Annotated in this window: 23 protein-coding genes and 3 tRNA genes; 7 read left to right on the forward strand and 19 right to left on the reverse strand. The window is 63.1% G+C overall.

Annotated elements, in window-relative coordinates; genetic code table 11:
• Positions 1-25: 25 nt before the first annotated feature.
• The 4 genes from AC5RU3_RS08530 to AC5RU3_RS08545 form a co-directional block, all read right to left on the reverse strand.
• On the reverse strand, positions 26-223 hold the full coding sequence (locus AC5RU3_RS08530) for a hypothetical protein (RefSeq protein WP_309071363.1): 198 nt from the start codon (positions 221-223) through the stop codon (positions 26-28).
• A gap of 10 nt (positions 224-233) precedes the next feature.
• The gene (locus AC5RU3_RS08535) at positions 234-1,133 is read right to left on the reverse strand and encodes a carbohydrate ABC transporter permease (protein WP_309071362.1); all 900 of its coding nucleotides are present in this window, start codon (positions 1,131-1,133) and stop codon (positions 234-236) included.
• Positions 1,130-2,167, reverse strand: coding sequence for a carbohydrate ABC transporter permease (locus tag AC5RU3_RS08540; protein WP_375164413.1), 1,038 nt, complete (start codon positions 2,165-2,167; stop codon positions 1,130-1,132). The genes AC5RU3_RS08535 and AC5RU3_RS08540 overlap by 4 nt, the downstream gene beginning before the upstream one ends.
• Positions 2,168-2,260: 93 nt before the next feature.
• A complete protein-coding gene (locus tag AC5RU3_RS08545) occupies positions 2,261-3,538 on the reverse strand; it encodes an ABC transporter substrate-binding protein (protein ID WP_309071361.1) in 1,278 nt (425 codons plus the stop codon).
• Positions 3,539-3,785: 247 nt separating this feature from the next.
• On the opposite strand from AC5RU3_RS08545, the gene AC5RU3_RS08550 reads away from it, so the two are divergent.
• Both AC5RU3_RS08550 and AC5RU3_RS08555 read left to right on the forward strand, forming a co-directional pair.
• Positions 3,786-5,378 carry a glycoside hydrolase family 13 protein gene (locus tag AC5RU3_RS08550; RefSeq protein ID WP_493965614.1) on the forward strand — a complete coding sequence of 531 codons (1,593 nt, stop codon included), beginning with the start codon at positions 3,786-3,788 and terminating at the stop codon, positions 5,376-5,378.
• Between the two features lie 147 nt (positions 5,379-5,525).
• Positions 5,526-6,215, forward strand: a complete 690-nt coding sequence (locus tag AC5RU3_RS08555) for a FadR/GntR family transcriptional regulator (RefSeq protein WP_493965294.1) — start codon at positions 5,526-5,528, stop codon at positions 6,213-6,215.
• On the opposite strand, the gene AC5RU3_RS08560 is transcribed toward AC5RU3_RS08555, so the two are convergent.
• Genes AC5RU3_RS08560 through AC5RU3_RS08570 form a run of 3 tightly spaced genes read right to left on the reverse strand, consistent with a single transcriptional unit; the run spans position 6,190 to position 9,348 of the window.
• Positions 6,190-7,044, reverse strand: a complete 855-nt coding sequence (locus AC5RU3_RS08560; protein ID WP_493965295.1) for an amidohydrolase family protein — start codon at positions 7,042-7,044, stop codon at positions 6,190-6,192. The genes AC5RU3_RS08555 and AC5RU3_RS08560 overlap by 26 nt on opposite strands.
• Entirely contained in the window at positions 7,044-7,988 is a 945-nt protein-coding gene (locus tag AC5RU3_RS08565) for an aldo/keto reductase (RefSeq protein WP_493965296.1), read from the reverse strand. Before AC5RU3_RS08565 ends, AC5RU3_RS08560 begins: the two co-directional genes overlap by 1 nt.
• A gap of 40 nt (positions 7,989-8,028) precedes the next feature.
• Entirely contained in the window at positions 8,029-9,348 is a 1,320-nt protein-coding gene (locus AC5RU3_RS08570; protein WP_493965297.1) for an L-fuconate dehydratase, read from the reverse strand.
• 162 nt (positions 9,349-9,510) lie between these two features.
• On the opposite strand from AC5RU3_RS08570, the gene AC5RU3_RS08575 reads away from it, so the two are divergent.
• Positions 9,511-10,368, forward strand: coding sequence for a fumarylacetoacetate hydrolase family protein (locus tag AC5RU3_RS08575; protein WP_493965298.1), 858 nt, complete (start codon positions 9,511-9,513; stop codon positions 10,366-10,368).
• On the forward strand, positions 10,365-11,156 hold the full coding sequence (locus AC5RU3_RS08580; protein ID WP_493965299.1) for an SDR family NAD(P)-dependent oxidoreductase: 792 nt from the start codon (positions 10,365-10,367) through the stop codon (positions 11,154-11,156). Before AC5RU3_RS08575 ends, AC5RU3_RS08580 begins: the two co-directional genes overlap by 4 nt.
• Here the strand turns inward: AC5RU3_RS08580 and AC5RU3_RS08585 are convergent.
• The 6 genes from AC5RU3_RS08585 to AC5RU3_RS08610 form a co-directional block, all read right to left on the reverse strand.
• Positions 11,153-11,761, reverse strand: a complete 609-nt coding sequence (locus AC5RU3_RS08585) for a hypothetical protein (protein ID WP_309124459.1) — start codon at positions 11,759-11,761, stop codon at positions 11,153-11,155. The two genes, AC5RU3_RS08580 and AC5RU3_RS08585, sit on opposite strands and share 4 nt — an antisense overlap.
• Complete coding sequence (locus tag AC5RU3_RS08590; protein WP_493965300.1) at positions 11,758-12,345, reverse strand: DUF6286 domain-containing protein; 588 nt, start codon at positions 12,343-12,345, stop codon at positions 11,758-11,760. The genes AC5RU3_RS08585 and AC5RU3_RS08590 overlap by 4 nt, the downstream gene beginning before the upstream one ends.
• Positions 12,342-12,722, reverse strand: coding sequence for a hypothetical protein (locus tag AC5RU3_RS08595; protein WP_375164447.1), 381 nt, complete (start codon positions 12,720-12,722; stop codon positions 12,342-12,344). Before AC5RU3_RS08595 ends, AC5RU3_RS08590 begins: the two co-directional genes overlap by 4 nt.
• Positions 12,713-12,904, reverse strand: coding sequence for a DUF2273 domain-containing protein (locus AC5RU3_RS08600; protein ID WP_204533590.1), 192 nt, complete (start codon positions 12,902-12,904; stop codon positions 12,713-12,715). The genes AC5RU3_RS08595 and AC5RU3_RS08600 overlap by 10 nt, the downstream gene beginning before the upstream one ends.
• Before the next feature lie 9 nt (positions 12,905-12,913).
• The gene (locus AC5RU3_RS08605; protein ID WP_309072303.1) at positions 12,914-13,357 is read right to left on the reverse strand and encodes an Asp23/Gls24 family envelope stress response protein; all 444 of its coding nucleotides are present in this window, start codon (positions 13,355-13,357) and stop codon (positions 12,914-12,916) included.
• A 67-nt stretch (positions 13,358-13,424) separates the two neighbouring features.
• A complete protein-coding gene (locus AC5RU3_RS08610; protein WP_309072304.1) occupies positions 13,425-13,904 on the reverse strand; it encodes a hypothetical protein in 480 nt (159 codons plus the stop codon).
• A gap of 279 nt (positions 13,905-14,183) precedes the next feature.
• On the opposite strand from AC5RU3_RS08610, the gene AC5RU3_RS08615 reads away from it, so the two are divergent.
• Positions 14,184-15,419, forward strand: a complete 1,236-nt coding sequence (locus AC5RU3_RS08615; RefSeq protein WP_493965301.1) for a sensor histidine kinase — start codon at positions 14,184-14,186, stop codon at positions 15,417-15,419.
• Here AC5RU3_RS08615 and AC5RU3_RS08620 read toward each other — a convergent pair.
• From AC5RU3_RS08620 to AC5RU3_RS08630, 3 genes are read right to left on the reverse strand one after another with little or no spacing between them, the layout of a single operon-like run.
• A complete protein-coding gene (locus AC5RU3_RS08620) occupies positions 15,411-16,859 on the reverse strand; it encodes a glycosyltransferase family 2 protein (RefSeq protein WP_309072306.1) in 1,449 nt (482 codons plus the stop codon). The two genes, AC5RU3_RS08615 and AC5RU3_RS08620, sit on opposite strands and share 9 nt — an antisense overlap.
• An 8-nt stretch (positions 16,860-16,867) precedes the next feature.
• Entirely contained in the window at positions 16,868-17,839 is a 972-nt protein-coding gene (locus tag AC5RU3_RS08625; protein WP_493965302.1) for a HEAT repeat domain-containing protein, read from the reverse strand.
• A 6-nt stretch (positions 17,840-17,845) separates the two neighbouring features.
• A complete protein-coding gene (locus AC5RU3_RS08630; protein WP_309072308.1) occupies positions 17,846-18,214 on the reverse strand; it encodes a response regulator transcription factor in 369 nt (122 codons plus the stop codon).
• A 265-nt stretch (positions 18,215-18,479) separates the two neighbouring features.
• On the opposite strand from AC5RU3_RS08630, the gene AC5RU3_RS08635 reads away from it, so the two are divergent.
• On the forward strand, positions 18,480-18,815 hold the full coding sequence (locus AC5RU3_RS08635) for a hypothetical protein (protein WP_493965303.1): 336 nt from the start codon (positions 18,480-18,482) through the stop codon (positions 18,813-18,815).
• A 74-nt stretch (positions 18,816-18,889) separates the two neighbouring features.
• Positions 18,890-19,045: a hypothetical protein gene (locus tag AC5RU3_RS08640; protein WP_493965304.1), complete on the forward strand. Its 156-nt coding sequence runs from the start codon at positions 18,890-18,892 to the stop codon at positions 19,043-19,045.
• 562 nt (positions 19,046-19,607) lie between these two features.
• On the opposite strand, the gene AC5RU3_RS08645 is transcribed toward AC5RU3_RS08640, so the two are convergent.
• The 3 genes from AC5RU3_RS08645 to AC5RU3_RS08655 form a co-directional block, all read right to left on the reverse strand.
• Positions 19,608-19,683: transfer RNA gene (locus AC5RU3_RS08645), tRNA-Phe, on the reverse strand.
• Positions 19,684-19,739: 56 nt separating this feature from the next.
• Positions 19,740-19,813: transfer RNA gene (locus AC5RU3_RS08650), tRNA-Asp, on the reverse strand.
• Positions 19,814-19,877: 64 nt separating this feature from the next.
• Positions 19,878-19,950, reverse strand: a tRNA-Glu gene (locus AC5RU3_RS08655).
• Between the last annotated feature and the right edge of the window lie 4 nt (positions 19,951-19,954).

The raw sequence follows: 19,954 nt of genomic DNA on the forward strand, positions 1-19,954 counted from the left end.
GGCGACCGCGCTGTCCGGGCGGCAGCTACTCGCGCTGCCGGACCTTGTACAGGCCCCACATCCCAAGAACGATTGCCAGCAACAGGACCGACCACATGGCGGCGTTGTCTCCCCGGAGCTGGATGGCGATGATGACAACCACCAGCACGACGGCGAAGAACCCCAGAAACCCAATCAGGATATCGAGGTTCTCCGCCAATCGCTCTTTGCGTCTATTGGTCATGATCGACGCGTTACTTCACCGCGCCGGCGGTCAGGCCGGCAACAATGCGCTTCTGCAGGATCAGGACCAGCAGGACCAAGGGGATGGTGACAATGGTGCCCGCGGCCATCACCGCGGTGTACGGTTCCTGCTGCGGCTGGCTGCCCGCGAAGGACGCGATGGCAACCGTCACCGGTGCCGTCGCATCACTGGACAGCTGGCTCGCGATCAGGAATTCGTTCCAGGCGGAGATGAAGGCAAGGATCGCCGTCGTGAATACCGCCGGTGCCGCAAGCGGCATGATCACCTTCCGGAAGGCCTGACCCGGCGTGCAGCCATCGATCCTGGCGGCTTCCTCCAGTTCCCACGGCATCTCACGGAAGAACGCCGTCAACGTGTAGACCGTGAGCGGCAGGACGAACGAGATGTTGGGGATGATCAGCGCCTGGTAGGAGCCGATCCACCCGATGTCCGTGAACAGCTGGAACAGCGGAGTAATCAGAGCGACGCCCGGGAACATTGACGCGCCCAGGATGACTCCAAGGATGACGAACTTGAACTTGAAGTCGATCCTGGCCAGGGCATAGGCGGCAAACACTCCGACCACAAGCGCGATCAGGGTGGTGGTTGCTCCAATGAAGAAGCTGTTGAACAACGCCAACGTGAAGTTGTTGCCCGCATCCGTTGCGAATGCGGTGCGGAAGTTGTCCAACGTGACGTGGGTCGGATAGAACGCCGTGTCGTAGGTGAAGGCCACATCACGGAACGCAGTGATGATCATCCAGTAGAACGGAAGCAGACACCAGGTAACGATGATCGCTGCACTGATGTACGTCCGGATGGACGCCCACCGCTCGCGCGAAGCAGCTGCGCGGCGGCCCGGCGTCGACTCGGTCGGGCGGCCGGAGGAGGTTGCTACTGCCTGTGTCATTTGATGACCTTCGCCTTCTTGATCACTCCGGAGCCCTCGGAGACATTGGCTCCGAGGAATCTGACGAAGATGAACGCCACGATGAAGATGATGATGAACGTCAACGTCGATAGAGCCGCCGCGCTGTTGAAGCCTTGCCGGATCTGGTTCACCACCAGGATGGAAAGGGTGGTGGTGCCGTTCGCGCCGCCGGTGAGGATCGCCGGCAGGTCGTACATGCGCAGGGCGTCGAGAACACGGAACAGGACAGCCACCATCAGCGCGGGCTTCACCAGCGGCAGCGTGATGTAGCGGAAGCGCTGCCAAGTGCTGGCACCGTCAACCTTGGCAGCCTCGTAGACATCCCCCGGGATCATCTGCAGGCCGGCGAGGATGAGGAGGGCCATGAACGGAGTGGTCTTCCAGACGTCCGCAATGATGATGGCCCACTTGGCGGGCCACTCGGACCCCGTCCAGAGAATCGACGTATTGAACAGTTCATTCGCGATGCCCTGGAAGGCAAAGATGAAGAACCAGAGCTTCGCGGTGACCGCGGTCGGGATTGCCCACGGCACCAGCACAGCTGCGCGAACCAACCCGCGACCCCTGAACGTGCGTGCCATGATCAGTGCCATCCAGAAGCCGATGATGGTCTCGAGGGTGACTGTGACGGCGGCGAAGAAGAACGTGATGCCGGTTGCGTTCCAGAACTGCGATTCGAGGGTCCCGGGCGGGCAGGCGACGGTGCCCCCGCCGGGTGCCGGACACTGCTGGAGGATCCAACCGGTGTAGTTGCCGAAGCCTGCGAATCCGCCGTCAGTGAAAAGCCCGGTGTCCGGGTCCAGCCCGGAATCATTCTGGAACGACATGACGATGCCGCTGATGATGGGATAAACGATCACAATCCCCAGCAGGATCAGAGTCGGCGCAATCAGAATGGACGCCCATTTATTCTTCGCAGCCGCCCGACGGTCGGCGCTCTCCGCCGCCTGGTGGTGAAGCTTTGAATTGGGGTCCTTTTTACCCTTGGGTGGCATTGCCAGACGTGTGGCCATGACCCGTCCTTTCGATACCGGCAACGACGCCGGTGAGAGCAAGCAGGTGCCGGTGGTGGGAACGCCGCGCGCTCCCACCACCGAATGGTGTGGTTAGGACCCGGCCTGGCTGATCGACGCAGCCATGTCGGTCAATGCCTGGTCAACAGACTTCTCACCCTGCAGTGCAGCGTAAGCGTTCTCCTGGATCGCGGTGGTGACCGCGGGGTAGAACGGCGTCACGGGACGGGGAACAGCAGTCTCGATGGATTCCCTCAGGACGGGCAGGTACGGCAGCTGTTCGACGAGCTCGGGATCTTCGTACAGGCTCTCCAGAACCGGGGCGAGTGAGCCCTGGGTCACGTAGAAACGCTGCTGCTCTTCCTGGGTGATGAACTCGAGGAAGTCACGTGCGGTTGCCTTGTTGTCCGAGTAGACGCTGATGGCGAGGCTGTGACCGCCCAGCGAGGATGCACCCGAGCCGTCGGCGCCCGGAAGAGGAGCCATGCCGAGTGAGTCCTTGACCTGAGACGATTCCTCAGTGGTGGCGAGGTTGTATACGTAAGGCCAGTTGCGGTGGAAGAGCAGGTTCCCTTCCTGGAACGCAATGCGTCCTTCTTCCTCGGTATACGTAATCGCTTCCTGCGGGATGTTGCCGGATTCGAAGGCGGATACGAGGTTCTCCAGCCCGGCCTTTGCCTCCGGGGTGTCCAGTGTGGGCTCGCCTGCCTCGTTGATCACGGTGCCGCCGGCGCCGTTGATGGCTTCGGAAGCGTTGACGGTGAGGCCCTCGTACTGCGCGAACTGGCCCGCATAGCAGCCCATGTCGTTCTCTTCAGCGATGGAGCACATCTCCATCATCTCGTCCCACGTGGTGGGGGGTTCCTCGATGAGGTCCGAACGGTAGTAAAGGATGCCGCCGTCGGAGTGCTGGGGAGCTGCGTAAAGCGTGTCCTGGTACGTCGCGGACGCTACGGTCGCCGGCAGCATTCCCTCGGTGTCGATCGCCATCTCGTCCTCGAGCGGCTGGATCCAGCCCTGCGCCGCGAACTCAGCGGTCCAGACGACATCGACAGACACGACGTCGTAGTCTGCGTTCTGTGCCTGGAAGTTCTGGACCAGGTCATCGTGCTGCTGGTCGGCCTCGTCGGTCTGTTCCTTGAAAGTCACTTCCTCGTCGGGATGCTCCTCGTTCCACTTCTCGATCAGGGGACGAACCACGCCGCTGTTGTCCTTGCCCTGTACGTACGTGATGGGGCCGCGGTCTTCGAGGCCTTCATCGGCCGCACCGCCGCCGCCACCTTCAGACGAGCCACCGCCACCGCAGGCCGAGAGCAGAAGAGTGAGAGTTGCCACCGATGCTGCGGCGGCCAGTGATTTCTTGTTCTTCATGTGCGTCTTCTCTCCAATGAGAAATAAGGCGGAGATTCAACCGCCCCATTGAGTGATGCCTGTCACTCTAGTAAGGTCGATTCTGTTACGCAAGCGCTTACGTCTTGCGCCCAGTGAGTTTATCGAAAGGTTATACGTGTCCCTCCAAGCCGCTCCTGCGCCGGGCAAAGAAGCAACTGCCTGGTGGGCTGACGCCGTCATCTACCAGATTTATCCGCGTTCCTTCGCCGACGGAAACGGCGACGGCATGGGTGACCTGCACGGCATCACCAGCAAACTCCCGTACCTGCAGAACCTCGGCGTCAATGCCGTCTGGCTGTCGCCGTTCTATGTCTCGCCGCAGGCCGACGCCGGTTACGACGTCGCGGATTACCGCGACGTCGACCCCCGCTTCGGCACTCTGGCCGATTTTGACGCGATGCTTGCAGAAGCGCACGAGCGCGGGCTCAAGGTGATCGTCGACCTCGTGCCCAACCACACCTCCGATGAGCACGAGTGGTTCCAGGAAGCTTTGCGGTCACCGAAGGGATCGCCCGAACGCGAGCGTTATATGTTCCGCGACGGCCGGGGCCAGGACGGCGAACTGCCGCCGAACAACTGGCAGTCCATCTTCGGCGGAAATGCCTGGACCAGGGTCGAGGACGGCCAGTGGTATCTGCATCTGTTCGACACCAAGCAGCCGGACCTGAACTGGGAGAACCCCGAAGTTCACGAGGAAATGATCTCCGTCCTGCGATTCTGGCTGGATCGCGGCGTAGACGGCTTCCGCATCGACGTCGCGCACGGCCTGGTCAAGGCCGAGGGACTCCCGGACTGGGCAGGCCGCGAAAGCATGGTCGGGGATGTGCACAATCCCGACGCCGCCGAGGAAGCAGCGGCAACCGAACCGACACCTCCGTACTTCGACCAGCCAGGCGTCCATGCAATCTACCGGGACTGGAACCGGGTCCTCGCAGAGTACCCGGGCAACCGCATGCTCGTGGCTGAGGCATGGGTTGAACCGGCCGAACGGCTCTTCCATTATGTCCGTCCCGATGAAATGCAGCAGGCGTTCAATTTCGACTTCCTGCGCGCAGGCTGGGACGCCAAGCGCCTGAGCGCGAGCATTACGGAATCCCTTGCGCAGGCGGGGAACGTCGGAGCACCCAGCACCTGGGTGCTGTCCAACCATGACACCGTCCGGCACACCACGCGCTTCGGGCTGGCGGACCCGACGCAGCTACCCAAGGGTGTCGGCGCCAAGGACGAACAGCCGAATGAGGCGCTCGGCCTGCGCCGCGGCCGGGCGGGAATCCTCACCATGCTCGCACTGCCCGGGTCGGCCTACCTCTATCAGGGAGACGAGCTCGGCCTGCCCGAGCACACCCTCCTTGACGACGCCGTACGCCAGGACCCCGCTTTCTTCCGGACAGAGGGGGTGGAGCGCGGCCGGGACGGCTGCCGGGTCCCTCTGCCCTGGAAAGCTGAGGCACCGGGCTTCGGTTTCACCACCACCGAGGGCAGCAGCGCTGCGCCCTGGTTGCCCCAGCCTGCGGGCTTCGCCGGGTACGCCGCGGATCAGCAGGTGGGCCGGTCGGGTTCGGTATATGAATTAGTGCGGAAGGCCTTGTCCGAACGCTCGGCGCGGCAGCTTGGCCGCGGTTCTCTGGAGTGGACAGCGGAACATCGTCCTGAGGACGGAGTGGTCGCCTTCACCAACGGCTCCGTGCTGCTGGTGGCGAACATGGGCGAAGAGCCGATCGAACTGCCTGCCGGCGTCGTCGTGGTAGCAAGCGCGGAGGACGCAGTGGCTGACAACGCTCTGCAGCCCAACAGCGCAGTCTGGATCGAACGCGACTGACAGCACCTGCCTGCTGAGGTGGACAGCGTCGGAAGGAGCCTGAAGCAATTCGGGCTCCTTCGTTCCGTTCAGGACACGTGGATGAAAGATGGCAATAACTTCAAACATCCGCGGTGGGCGCAGACATCCGACCAATAAGATGGGCTCATGGCCGTAACAGACGAAGCAATCATCCGGATCAAGGAGATGCTGCTCTCGGGAGAGTTGAAGGCGGGCGACCGGCTTCCCCCGGAGAAAGAATTGAGCGAACGTCTGGGCCTCTCCCGCAGTTCATTGCGTGAAGCGGTCAAAGCGCTGGATCTCATCCGGGTGCTTGACGTGCGGAGAGGTGATGGAACCTATGTCACCAGCCTCGAGCCGAACCTTCTGACCGAGGCGATTGCGTTCGTCGTCGATCTTCATCAGGACAGTTCCGTGCTCGAATTGTTCGAAGTCCGACGGATTCTCGAGCCTGCTTCCGCCGGACTGGCAGCTGCCCGCATGAGACCCGACCAGCTGGAAGCACTACGGCAGTCAATTGCTTCGGCGCACGACGAAACGTCGGTGGAAGACCTGGTTGCGCACGATCTGGAGTTTCACGGACTGATTGCCGCTGCGGCAGGCAATACCTATCTCTGCAGCTTGCTGGAGGGGCTCTCCAGCAGCACAGTACGCGCCCGAGTCTGGCGGGGCATCACCCAGGATCGTGCCGTGTCCCGCACGTTGTCGGAGCATCACGCCATCGCCGACGCGCTTGCTCGCGGAGACGCAGAGCTGGCCAGGGCACTCATGACTGTGCACATCAGCGGTGTTGAGCAGTGGTTGCGCGAGGCTACCGGCACCCGGGACGCAGGCTGAGCGAATAAACCGTGGACGCCGTTCCGCCCATGAACGCTTCCCGCTCTTCAGCGGAGAGCTGGGATGCCAACTCCTGAAGCGCACCGCTTGTTTCGGCGTAGGTCGCGCCGAGCAACGAAACCGGCCAATCTCCGCCGTACATCAACCGGTGCGGCCCGAATACTTCCAGTGCAAGGTCCCACACCGGTTGAAGCCCGTCTGCTGTCAGTGGTTGACCGGTAACCGCCAGACCCGACACCTTCGCCGTGACGTTGGGCAGGTCCGTGAATCGCCTGAGTTGCCGGCTCCACAACTCGTACGCCTCGGCCTCTCCCCGCGGTGGTTTGCCGAGATGGTCGATGACCACGTGGAGTTCGGGGAGGCATCTCGCAAGGTCCAGCGCCGCTTCGAGGTGGCGCGGAAACGCATTCGGCACATCGAACGGCAGGTTCGAGGAGGCAAGGAGTTTCAGTGACGTCCGTACAATCGGCATAGACAGGAAATCGTCACGCGGGTCGTCATGCACGAGGTGCCGTACAGCAACGAAGGTTGGCTCTTCTGAGTAGCCGGCGAGCGCTTGCTCGGCGACTGCGGGATTCTCCAGCTCAATCCAACCTACGACGCCGGTTATCCAGGCGTGTTCGGAAGCTTGACTGAGCATGAACTGCGTATCGGCGACCGAATCCTCCGCCTGAATCAGTATCGCGTCATCGATACCTGCCCCATCCAATTCCCCCCGCGCTTCCTCGGCGGTGTAGGTCCTGTAGATTTCCCCCGCCGCAGGGGTGAGCCACGAGTAGCGGCCTGCCGCCAGGTCCCACAGGTGCAGGTGCGAATCAACAGTGCGCATTACGCCGGCACCAGACCCTCACTCATCAGCGCTTCCCAGAGCTGATCAGGAATTTCCGTAGCCATATGTGCCATGTTCTGTCGGATCTGGTCACGCGTTCGCGCGCCGACGACGACCGTCCTTACGGCCGGGTGCCGCAGACTGAACTGGATCGCAGCAGCCGGTAGTTCGACGTCGTACTCCCTGCACACGTCAGCGAGGCGACGTGCACGATCAATGACAGGCTGTGGTGCCGGCCGGTAGTTGTAGTGTGCGTCATCACGGACGGCGTGCGAGGCAAGCAGACCCGAGTTGAAGACGCCCACATTGACCACCCCCACACCGCGGCGCGTGCAGGCTGGCAGCAACCCGTTCAGGGCCGGTTGTTCAAGCAGGGTGTAGCGGCCGGCAAGCATGATGAGGTCGGGATCAGCATTTTCGACGCAGGCGAGTAACGCGTCGGCGGAGTTTGCACCCACCCCGATGGCTTTCGCCATACCCTCCCGGCGCAACTTCTCGAGCGCGGGAAGGGCTGTGCGAATTCCTTCATCCAGATCATAGACATCGGGATCATGCAGGTAGAGGATGTCGACGCTGTCGAGTCCCATGCGATCGAGGGACTCCTCGACGCTGGCCCTTACCCCCGCTTCATCAGGCGCCCACCTCCGCGTGGTGCGGGCGGGAACTGCAAACCCCTCGTCGTCGCTCTGGCCGATGAAGCGGTTGTTGGGCCGGAGCAGCCTGCCGACCTTGGTGGAGACAAGAAACTCTTCCCGTGGTTTAGTCCTCAGGAACTCGCCGAGTCTGCGTTCGGAGAGCCCCAGTCCGTAGTGCGGGGCAGTGTCGAAATAGCGGATTCCCCCATCCCATGCCGCCTCCAGCGTCTCCCACGCAACCTCGTCGGGCACCTCGCGATACAGGTTTCCTATCCCGGCCGCGCCGAAGCCCAATGGGCCGGGGAACATATTCGTACCCCGCTTTACCTGTTCCACTGCGACCCCCGCGTTATCTCGCCATATCCGATGTTTCGGGCTGCCATGCCGGACCGCCTGGGTAGGAGTATTCCCGAAGTGACGTCATGCACATCTCCGCTCCCGCGCCCGGCGCCAGCGGAGGCCAATAACGCCCTTGACGTACGTCGATCGGCGTAACGAAATGTTCGTGCAGGTGGTCGACAAACTCAATGACGCGGCCGCTCCGCGAACCGGATACCGCGACGAAATCCACCATGGAAAGGTGCTGGACCGCTTCGCACAGACCGACCCCTCCGGCATGCGGACAGACGGGCACGCCGAATTTGGCCGCAAGCAGGAGAATGACGAGGTTCTCGTTCACTCCGGCCACGCGGGCGGCGTCAATCTGCAGCACCTGCAGCGCTCCGGCCTGCAGCATCTGCTTGAACACCACCCGGTTCTGCACGTGCTCGCCCGTGGCCACGGGGATGGGTGCAATAGCCCGGGAGATGGCGGCATGGCCCAGTATGTCGTCCGGGCTGGTGGGCTCTTCTATCCACGCGATATCGAACTCGGCCAGCTCCGCCATCCATCGGACCGCCTCGGCCACGTCCCAGCGCTGGTTCGCATCTACGGCGATGAGAATATCCGGACCCACTGTCCCGCGTGCAATTTCCAGACGACGACGGTCATCCGCCAGGTCGCCTCCGACTTTGAGCTTGATCTGGAGGAAGCCGTCCTCCACCGCTTCCCGGCACAGCCTGGCGAGTTTCTCGTCCGAATACCCGAGCCAACCCGGGGTCGTTGTATAGGCCGGATAACCCTCGGCGACAAGTTCCTGTTCGCGTTGCTTGCGTCCCGGTTCTGCGCTGCGCAGTATCTCGAGCGCCTCGTCACGAGTGAGGGCATCCGTCAGATACCGGAAGTCCAGCAGGTCGACCAGTTCTTCCGGAGACATGCGGCTCAGTAGCTGCCAGAGAGGGAGCCCCGCCCTCTTTGCTTTGAGGTCCCACAGCGCGTTGATCACGGCACCGATGGCCATGTGCATGACCCCCTTCTCGGGCCCCAGCCAACGCAGTTGTGAATCATGAACCAGTTCGCGCCAGGTGGCCCCCATGTCATCGAGCAGCTCCTCGGCGCTGCGCCCAATGAACATGTCCTTCAGCGCTTCAATTGCGGCAGCCTCAACATCATTTCCCCGGCCGATGGTGAAGACGAATCCGTGGCCCTCATGGCCGTCCCCGGCATCCGTGAGAATCTTGAGGTACGCGGCGGAATAGTCCGGATCAGTGTTCATGGCGTCCGAGCCATCGAGCTGCTTTGATGTGGGGAAACGGACGTCGAAGATCTCGACAGCTGTAATCGTGCTCAATGCCTGGCTCCTGTTGTCTCGGCCTGTGGCGACCGCACCGAGTTGATCGGGGGTCGGACTAAGCTGACCCTAGACATCGGATGTCTGGGTGTCAACGACGGCGCTTTTGGGCTACGCTGGGTCACCAACCACTGCATAGTTCAGATGTAAGCGAGGATCCCCATGCATTTCCTTCGACTGGGCGAGTTCCGCCGGGAAATACCTGCAGTCTTCAGTGCCGGCACCACCTACGATCTACGAGGGCTGACAAAGGACATCGACGGTACCTTCCTGGCCAACGACGGGATCGCACGGACGCGAGAGGCGCTTGCCGCCGGTTCCCTGCCGGCATTGCCCGGTGCGGAATCGCTCAGAGTCGGCGCGCCCATAGCCCGTCCAGCCGCCGTCGTCTGCGTCGGCATGAACTACGCAGCCCACGCCGTCGAATCCGGGGCGGCCCCGCCCAGCCGACCGGTCATTTTCCTCAAGCCTTCCAATACAGTTGCCGGCCCGTTCGACGCCGCTCCTATCCCACCCGACTCGAGTAAATACGACTGGGAGGTGGAACTCGGAATCATCATCGGCAGGGAAGCGAGCTACCTGCCCGGCGTCGAGGAGGCCACAGCAGCGATTGCCGGGTATGTGGTCGCCAATGACCTGTCGGAGCGGGAGTATCAGATTCCGGGCGATGCAGGCCAGTGGACGAAGGGCAAATCCCTCCCCGCTTCGACACCGCTGGGGCCCTGGCTGATTCCGGCGGATGAGGTTGATGCAGGTTCTTTGCGCTTGCGCAGCTGGGTGAACGGTGAGATCCGCCAGGATTCGAAGACGTCGGACCTTATCTTTGACTGCGCCACCGTCGTACACCACATCAGTCAGTACATGGCCCTCGAGCCGGGGGACGTGATCCTTACCGGTACGCCTGAGGGCGTCGCGTTGTCCGGCCGTTTCCCCTACATCCAACCGGGTGACGTCGTAGAGCTTGAGATTGAAGGGCTGGGCCGGCAACGGCAGGAATTCTTCCGCCAGGAACGCGCATGAGCACTCGCACCGGGCAGGGCGATCTCGACGGACTCGTCGCGGTGGTCACCGGCGGGGCATCCGGAATCGGAGCAGCAGTCGCCAGGCGGCTGAGCGCAGCGGGAGCATTCGTGGTTGCCCTCGACCTTGAGCCGGATGCCGCGCCGTCCGGCATCACCGGCCTGCTGTGTGATGTCTGCGACGACAGCTCGGTCCGAGCAGCCATCGAGGATGTCATCACTACTTACGGCCGGATCGACATCGTGGTCAACAACGCCGGCATCGGCGCGCAGGGCACGGTGGAAACCAACGACGACGACGAATGGCACCGCGTCTGGGACATCAACGTTGTGGGTTTGGTACGCGTGACCCGCGCCGCGCTCCCCTATCTCCGCCGGTCACCGGCGGCCGCGATCGTGAACACCTGCTCCATCGCCGCAACAGCCGGACTACCGCAGCGCGCGCTTTACAGCGCCACCAAGGGGGCAGTACTGTCGCTGACCCGCGCAATGGCGGCGGACCATCTGGGCGAAGGAATCCGCGTCAACGCCGTCAACCCAGGCACCGCTGACACCCCATGGATATCCCGTCTACTGGAGTCGGCGCCAGACCCCGCAGCCGAGAGGTCAGCGCTGGAAGGGCGCCAGCCCCACGGTCGCCTGGTGACCGCCGACGAGGTCGCGGGTGCTGTCCTCTACCTTGCATCGGCGTCCTCGGGCTCCACCACAGGAACGTTCATCGCCGTGGACGGCGGTATGCAGGAACTGCGCCTGCGTCCGCAGGTCCAGGCACCGGCTGCGATCCCCTAGCGCACTCTTTCGGCGCGCGTGAACCGCGAACGGGCGCCCGAACTGACGCTGATCAGCACCGGCGTCTGGACGCCGAGTACTTCATCGAGCGCTGCCACCAGCGTCGATACTTCCTCCGCCACCACATAGGGAGCTACGCCCTGCCGCGGGAAAACTCTCACTTTCAGCGCGGGCTTTCCCCGGAACTCGTAGGTGGATACCGCCGAGTTCACGAGGTCCACGCGCTCACTCAGTGCCGCCTTGAGCGCTTGCTCCGCCACTGCGGCGTTGATGGTGACGCTGCCCGGTACCGGATCGGCGTCATCGTCATAGGCCAGCGTTCCGGAGCGGCCCTTCCCCTGGTTCGCCACCCAGGCGAGCATGAGGATCACCAACAGCACCATCAGGAGCGCCACAACAATCCAGAGCCAGCTGTCTCGCTGCCCGGCAAGGGTGGTCGCGTCGAGGACGCCGTCGATCGCCTCACCGGCCTGCGCCGCCGTCGTCTGCCACCAGCGGGCAACTGCTGGTACGCCCAGCGCCATCGCCAGTCCACCGGCCAGCATCAGGATGAGTCCGAACAGCCCGAGCAGTATGCGGTTGACGGTGCGGGGAGTCTGGTTCACTGCCCGATCACCCCTGACTTCGCCACGATCACGTGCACCTCCGGTACCGGTTCGACGGCGGTACGGCGGAGTTCATCCTCCACCGCCGCCCGTACAGCCCCGTCATTGACCGGAATGCCCGACGTCGGCCGTACCTGCACGTCGACCAGTCGCCGCCCGATGGTCACCAGGACCTGCTCCGGCGCCACACCCGCGGCGATCCGCGCACGGCGCGCCAGTGAGGAGGCCAGAACTTCGGCGTCCACAACGACGGCGGTGCGCTCGTTGGGAATGCTCAGCCGCGCCCTCCTGCCGGGCAGGACGGCGGCGAGGAAGAAAAAGAGACCGACAAGGAAAAGCAGGGCACCGGCTGCGGCAAGCACAGTGGGCGACACTCCCTCCGGGAGGGATCCGACCCAACCGGCGGCGGTCTCCGAGCCAAGCAGCCACGGCTCCTGGCCGAGCGCCTTCAGCGCCGCCTCGAGCATCACATACAGGCAGACCAGGATGACCAGCACTGCGGCGATGGTGGCGGGAACAGCCCGTGATGAGTGCATCTCGCGTCGGATGACCTCCGAGGTCAGGCGCGTGGTGTCGTCCGTCACCTGGTCCTCCCGCCATCGGTGACGCGGGCACCCGTGACCCGGATGTCCACACGGCTCAACCGTGAACCCGTCAGCTCGGTCACCCGCGTCAGGATTTCTCCCTTGGCCCGGTGCACCCGATCCTCAACCGAGCCGCCGAACACCGCAACGGTCGAAGGGTCCGACGCTACCCTGTGCAGCGAAGGCACCGCGATAGGCAGGGCGAGGTTGAGGGCAAGCAGACCAGCGTCGTCGAACCAGCTGGCACGCACGTCCCTGACGGGGACGTGGAGCACCTCAGCAGCAACGGCGCAGGCCGTGCTGGTGAGCGCCTGCGTGCTGATCCGGTTGTGGCCGGAGAGCCGCTCATCAGCGGCAGGTGCGGCGGTCACGAGGATGAACGGCGTCCGGCCAGGGCGTCACGCACGCTGCGCAGGTCGAGTTTGCCCTCGGCGACCCTCCCGACGAATGCGCCGATGGCCATGAAGAGCGCTACGAGGAGGAAGCCCCAGAAGTGAAAGATCAGCGCAGCGAAAGCCAGAATGGTACCCACCAGGATCCCGATGACAGTGAGGTTCATGGTGTCTCCTTAGCTCGCCGCGGGGCGTGGCTTGTCGGGGCTCTTCGGATCGTTCAGGCCGGGCACGTGCACATCGTTGATCTCAACGTTGACTTCGATGACGTGCAGGCCCACCAACTCGCCGACGGAGGCGAACACTGCCGCCCTCACCTGATCGGCTACTGCGGTCAGCGGATATCCGTATTCGGCAACAAGATTGAGGTCCACTGCCGCCTGGATTTCCCCGACTTCAACGTGCACTCCCTGCGCCAGATCGCTGGCCCCGACGACGTCGCGAAGCGCTCCGAGTGCACGGCCGGTTCCACTACCCAGCGCATAGACGCCCGGAACCTTCCGGGCTGCGATCGCGGCGACCTTGGCTACAGCGGTCTCCGAGATGGTTGTCCGTCCGGACGCGGCCGGAGCAGCAACTGCCGAGGAACCTGAGGGACGCACTTCCTGCTCGTTCTCCATGCTGAGACCCTTTCTCTCCAGCCCAGCCTAACCCTTCCGCTGAACCTTTGACACGCGCTCGAAAGGCTCAGCCTGCGGGTTCATTGCAGTGGTCCCTGAGCCACTGCTGCACGGGCTTGAGAGCCTCCCGGAAGGCGGGTTCATCGAAGTCGCCGGCGCCGTCGTGGCCGCGCTCTGCAGCGTCTGCCACCTCGACGAAGTGGGGCTTGAGCTCCACGGGTACCTTCCCGTGCAGGTGATGCAGTTGGTCTTCCAGCTTGGCCATGGTCTCAGCGTCTTCATCGCCCATGAAGCTCAGCGGCGCGAGCAGTACGGATGAAACACCTGCAGCTACGACGAGGCAATCCTCCATGGCGGCAGCGGTTCCCGGTTCTTCCCCGGCGTAGCGCGGGGAGGGAGGCTCAATCGGAGAAGGAGAGGGCTGTGGCGTTAGTGGTTCCTGTGCCGGCATGCTCAGGCTGCTCGTCGCTTCGGGAACGGTGCCGGCGCACCCGGACAGGACCAGCGCGAAGGCGCCGATGAAGGCCCCGGGTAGCAGCGATTTCACGCCTGAGGATCCTTCCGTGTGTGTGGGTGCCGGATGAGCTGACGTGCCTGACGGCGACGCTTCACGATATTAACGGACAACCCGGTGACTCTTCTCCCGGGCACAATCAAGAGCCCCAAACGTTAGACTTCCACAGAAGCTGGTCCGGATCGTGATCCTGACGCTGGGCCATCACGCCACTATCTTGGCTGGCGCGACAGGGGAATAGCAGGGGGAAGTGGTGCAACAGGCATCGGTCATGAAGGAGCAAGAGTACTTTCTACGGGGAGGCGCTGCACTGTGTCGATAGATGTAACCCGCGGAACCGAGGAGCAGCGGCTCGCCGCACTACAGGAGTACTCCCTTACCCAAGGCCTGACGGACAGGGAAGGCACCTACTATGAGAATCTCGACAATCTCGTGGCTCTGGCCGCCGAGGTGTGTGGAGTTCCCTACGGTGTCATTAACATCATCACGGCTGATGAGCAGCACCAGATAGCCGCGCGGGGCATTTCAGCCAGCGCGTGCTCCCGCGAGGATTCGATGTGCGCAGTGGTCTTCCGTTATGGCCGGACGATCACTGTTGAGGATTGCCTCGAGGACCCTCGGTTCCGCGACAATCCCTTCGTCACCGGGGAGATCGCGAACGTTCGGTTCTACGCTTCCACCCCTCTGGTCACCGGTGAAGGGCATCCGCTGGGAACCCTGTGCGTGTTCGACGAGGTGCCCCGGTCCATCTCGGAGCAACAGACGCGCAGCCTCGAAACCCTGGCGCACCAGATCATGGACATCTTGAATCTACAGCTGCGCACGCGGCAGTTGAGCACGGCGCTGCAGGAGCTGAATCGCAGCAACGAACTGCTGGCAGAGTTCGCCGGCCGCGTGAGTCACGACCTCCAGGGACCGCTGACCAGCATCCAGGGATTCGCCGAGCTCGTTCAAGGTGAGCCGGCCATACCGCCGGAGAGCGAAACCCGGATTTATTTGGAGCGTATTGGCGCAAGTGCGCGCAGAATGGCCTCGATGATTGGTGATCTACTTGATTTTGCCCGTTCCAACGGAGCGCTGCGGGTTCAACCGGTCAGCCTCGCGCGGGCGGTGAGTGCGGTACAGGAGGACCTCGCTCCGGCGATCGCTGCGGCCGGGGCGCACGTTGAGGTTCAGGACTTCGTCGGTGAAGCCGATCCCTCACAATTGCACGCGCTGCTGCAGAATCTACTGCAAAACTCCCTCAACTACCGGCACCCGGACAGGTCTCCATCGATACGGATCAGTGCCACCCGCCCTGCCGGTTCCTGGTGCCTGGAGTTCGCCGACAACGGCATCGGGATCGCGCCCGAGAACCGCCAGCGAGCGCTTGAACCGCTTGTACGGCTGGAGAGCGACGTTGCCGGCACCGGCCTCGGCCTTGCAACGTGCAACCGGATCGCGCAGGCGCACGGCGGCCACCTCGAGCTCGACGAGACCGACGGCGGTGGCCTCACCGTGCGCGTCTGGTTCGGCGGCGACGGGGTGGACCAGGCCGAGCTACTGTGAGGCGTTCTCGAAGCCTGTCCGGGTCATGGTGCCCCACACCTGCTTCTTACCGCGAAGCGCTGCCCACCAGCCCTGGATGCGCCACACGGCGGTGAGCTGCCGGTATCCGATGTTCTCCTGCACTGAGACCCACAGCGCTGTTCCGAGGTCGCGCCACCGGCTGTAGCGGTGGAAGGAAGCTTCCTCGACCAGCAGCGCCATCAGGGACACGAAGATCGCGTAGAGATAAGCAACCGCGATGAAGGCGAGCGCATACGGGACATTCACCACGCCGAGTAGGAGTCCCAACGGGACAATGATGATTCCGAAGAGTTCGATGGCGGGGGCAATGAGCTCGAAGATCCAGTAATAGGGCAAGGCGACCATGCCCACTGATCCATATCGGGGGTTGAAGGTCATGCTCCGGTACTTGGTGAGCACTTCCCACAGACCGCGGTGCCACCGCCGTCGTTGTCGGGCCAGGACCGCCGCGGTGGATGGAACCTCCGTCCAGCACACAGGTTCGGCGATGAAGATGACGCGGTATTTCCGCTTTTCGTCACGCATCATCTTGTGGAGCCGCATGACCAATTCGAAGTCTTCACCGATGCTGTCAGCATCCAGCCCACCCGCCCGGATGATCAGGTCCCGGCGGAACATCCCGAAAGCGCCCGAGATCAGGATGAGCGAGTTGAGTTGTGACCACCCTGCCCTGCCCAGGAGGAAGGAGCGGAGATACTCGACGATCTGGATCCGGGCGTAGTAGTTCTTGGGCATGTTCACGTCGACGACCCGGCCGGCCACAACGTTGCAGCCGTTCGCCACGCGCACCACACCGCCGGTGGCGATGACGTGCTCGGGATCGTCGGTGAAGGGCTTGGACACCACAAGCAGGGAATCGGGGTCCAGCAGGCTGTCGGCGTCGACCATCACCACCAGGTCCTTCGATGCCACGTTCAAACCCATGTTCAGTGAGTCGGACCGCCCGGAATTCTCCTTGTCGATCACAACAATGGGCAGTGCCGTATCCCGTGCCCTGTAGATCGCTCGGATCTTACCGCGCACGGGCACCTTGATGGCGACGTCCCGCCGATCCTCAACGAGGTCGTACACGTCGATCAGCGTCTGCAGGGTTTCGTCGGAACTGCCGTCGTTGATAACCACGACCTCATGGTCGGGATAACGGAGGTCAAGCACCGCACGGACTGAAGCGGCAATGACTGCGCCCTCGTTGAAGGCGGGCATCAGGACCGAGATCCCCGGGCTCAACGGAGATGCGGCAGTGATCCGGGCGCCTGCGAACGACTGCCTCCGCAGGTGCGCCGTGAAGTTGACGCTGGCGAGGATGATCAGGAGCAGGAGCGACGTGTTGATCACGATGAAATAGGCGAGCACGGGATAAGCCGTCAGTTCAAACAGCCATTGGATTCCAGACCTCAACGGCTCCAGTACCTGGTTCATCCCTCCCCCTATGCGTCCACGAGGATGCGGCGGACGTCCGCATCAGCCTGTTCGATGACCCGGCGGCGGACTTCACGTGCCTCGGAGCCCGGCATCGCCTTCAGAGCTTCACCGGCTGCCTGCCTCACTGACGACGGCGCTTCAGCGGAGCACGAGAGCTCCGCGAGCGCGTCGGTAGCGGGCTTGTAGCCCAGTCTTCCGAGGGATCGGGCGCACGTCGAAATAACGACGTCGGACGGGTCCTGGCGGCCGCCTTCCGTGACCATGCACTGGAAGAGGGCCTCGGCTGCTTCGGACATGAGGAGCAGTCCGACGACGGCTGCGGACCCATAGCGGATCCCCGGGTCCCGGTCCAGGAGTCCCTCGATGTACACGGCCGGATCCTGTTCGGGAAGGTTCAGCAGGGCGGTCGCCGCGACGGAATGCGGAATACCGCTGCTGAGTGAGAGAGCGTCGACGAGATGCCCCCCGGCTTCTGGTCTGGCGGCGACACCCAACGCGCGGGCAGCTACCAGCCGGACTTCCAGGCTCTTGTCGTGCAGGGCTGCAGTCAGTGGATCAACCACCTCGCGTCCGCCCAGAATGCCAAGGAGCTCAGCGGCGGCTGCGCGTTGGATGGGGCTACGGGAAGTGATTCGGTCGAGGGACCGGCGGAGCAGTCCGCGCCCGGCAAGGACGCGGATCATCGCCTCGCGGACGTCACCGCGTACCTCCGGGATCATCCTGAGGAGGGTCTGCTCCACGTGGTCGCCGACCGCGCCGGGTACTGACGAGAGCTCGTCGATCAACGCGTCCAGTTCGGCGTCCTCGGCCACCGCCAGCGCCATGATCCGACGGCGGATGGCCGCGTCGTGCACCGTCCTGCTGCGTTCGCGGGCGTGGCGTGAGCCCTTCACGACCACCACGGCGGCGAGCGCGAGAAGGCACGCAATACTCAGTACGACGACGACAGCCGCCAGTACGTCCCAGGAGACCAGCACCCTGGGTCAGCGGGCGAGGATGCCGGCAACGCGGGCTGCGAGCTCGCGTGGGCTGAAGGGCTTGACGACGTAATCGGTAATGCCGGCCGCGAAGCCGTTCTCGATGTCGCGCTCCTGGTTCTTCGCCGTCAGGAGGATTACAGGGACCGTGACCGGAGGTTCAGCCGCACGCATCATCCGCACCATGTCCACACCGGACATCCCGGGCATCATGACGTCAGAGATCACGAGGCTGTAGCTGTTGTTCGTTGCGAGTTCCAACCCGGTGACGCCGTCACCGGCCGTCTCTACGTCGTAGCCACTGGACTCGAGCTTGGTTGCGACCAGGTCGCGAATATCTGCGTCGTCGTCGACCACCAGAATCTTGTGCTGCATTACGCCCCTCCCAGCATTTACTTGCACCTTGCCCGTTCCCGAGTCAAGCCTAATCGACAGGGCGCGGGCACCTTGATTCTTCGGTGCAGAAGGTCTTGCGGATGGGTGGAAACCTGACCGGTCACACTGTAGTGCCATTCGAACCAGGGGCGGCCCAGGGGAGCCTGATGCAGCGTCTCGGAGTATTGATCAGCTAGCTGATCATTGCTAAGATCAGACCCAGCTTAAGCAATGGGCCAGTTCCTCCTGATTGAGGGAGACTCCCATGGATCACAAGTTTCGTATTCTGGTTCGACTGGACATCGACCGCAATTCGGCAGTTCTTGCCGTCACCGGTTGCCTCACCACGGAACGCTATCGGGCCTTGCTTCCCGTCATCCGACGTGCCAACGCACTGGTGGACGGCGTGGCCGTGATCGTGGATCTGCGCAATGCCATCCACGTTGACGCAGCAGCGGCAGAAGCACTCAACGACAGCATTCGGCTGGAACATCACCACCACGAACTTGGTGCTGTCACGTTGCAGCTTCCCGATATGTACCCAGCATGCGGGCTACTGGCGAGCCTGCCCCCCGTACCGCGCCTGATTGCTGCGTCATGACCCGCGCACAAGGCACCGGCGCCTTAGGCTTGACGGCCGATGACCTCCCACCAGCCAAGGCGGGGATAGCAGCTTTGAGCACGAGACAGCTCAAACGCATGTGCGACGAGTACTTCAGCTTGCTCGACCAGGTGAATCCTCCGGAATGCCTCCTGGCCGACTATGGAGACGCCTGTGATGAGCTGGCACAGCGGCTCACCCTGAAACGAAATGCCCGCACTACCCTCTAGATTCGCCGCCCCGCTGATCTTGACCCCTGTGGGGTTATCCGTCTCGGCCCTGGAGCCATCACAATCGTCGCACCTGGAGACAACATGTTCATTGAGAATCGTCAATCAACGCACACGGGCCTGAGCCTTCCACACTACGACCAGGAGGGGCACGTCGCACGAGGCTGGCGCACACAACAGCTTGCCGGAATTTCAGAAGGCCTACTGGGGCTCAATATAGCCACCGGCCCAGCCGAGGAGCTCGACAGGGAAACAGAGGATGATCGTTGCCTAACCACCGATATCAGTCCCACCGACTAGCACGTGCCGTCGGAACCGACTGGTCCTTCCGGACAGCTTTCGGTGCAGGGCTCGGTCTGGGTACCTGCACATCAACGCGGATCGCGGCGATGACTTCGGTTCCAGGCACAAACGGAACGGGTTCGCTTCTGCCGCTCGAATGACACACAGTTCCGCCCGAGCACACGGGCGACGTGGCGTGATTCAAACTCAAACACGGCCCTACGCGGAAACGAAGAAACCCCGCAGTCCTAGTAAACACTGGGAACTGCGGGGTTCTAGCTGGTGGCTCCGACCGGCGTCGATCCGGTGACCTTTCGATTTTCAGTCGAACGCTCTACCAACTGAGCTACAGAGCCTTGCAACCACCTGACGATGATCACCGTCGACGTCCGGATTTCTCCGACCATCTCAGCGACCCTGACGGGACTTGAACCCGCGACCTCCGCCGTGACAGGGCGGCGCGCTAACCAACTGCGCTACAGGGCCTTGCGATTTTGCAAGAGTTTCATCCTACCAGCACCGTGACGGTGCTTAGGACCACTCCCTTGCGTACCCCCAACGGGATTCGAACCCGTGCCGCCGCCGTGAAAGGGCGGTGTCCTAGGCCGCTAGACGATGGGGGCCAGG

This window comes from Arthrobacter sp. MDB1-55 (assembly GCF_059092925.1).